Raw genomic sequence first — 436 nt, 5'->3', positions numbered from 1 at the left:
ACATCATTCAGCGTCGATGGCGGCGATGGTGGGCGGCGGCTTGCGCGTGCGGCCGGGCGAAGTGTCGCTTGCGCATCACGGCGTGCTGTTCCTCGACGAGTTCCCGGAATTCACGCCGCAGACGTTGGACGCGCTGCGCCAGCCGCTGGAGACCGGCGACTGCGTGATCGCGCGCGCCAACCACCGCGTCACCTATCCGGCGCGCATCCAGCTGGTGGCGGCGATGAACCCGTGCCGCTGCGGCATGTCGGGCGAGCCCGGCTATCGCTGCCTGCGCGGCGAGCGCTGCCGCACCGAATACCAGGCGCGCATTTCCGGCCCGCTGCTCGACCGCATCGATCTCAGGATCGAGGTGCCGGCGGTCTCGGCAAGCGACCTGATCCGGCCGGACAAGGCCGAGACCAGCGCCGCTGTGGCGCAGCGCGTGGCGCGCGCC

Annotated in this window: 1 protein-coding gene; it reads left to right on the top strand. The window is 71.3% G+C overall.

What is annotated here, in order from left to right; genetic code table 11:
- Positions 1–436, top strand: a 436-nt coding sequence (locus EOA60_RS37045) for an ATP-binding protein (protein ID WP_164899972.1), incomplete at both ends; no start/stop codon positions are given.

The sequence above is a fragment of the Mesorhizobium sp. M1A.F.Ca.IN.020.06.1.1 genome, assembly GCF_004023265.1.
GTDB lineage: Bacteria > Pseudomonadota > Alphaproteobacteria > Rhizobiales > Rhizobiaceae > Mesorhizobium.
Note: the sequence above shows the minus strand (reverse complement) of the source record. Positions and strands in the feature narration are given on the sequence as shown.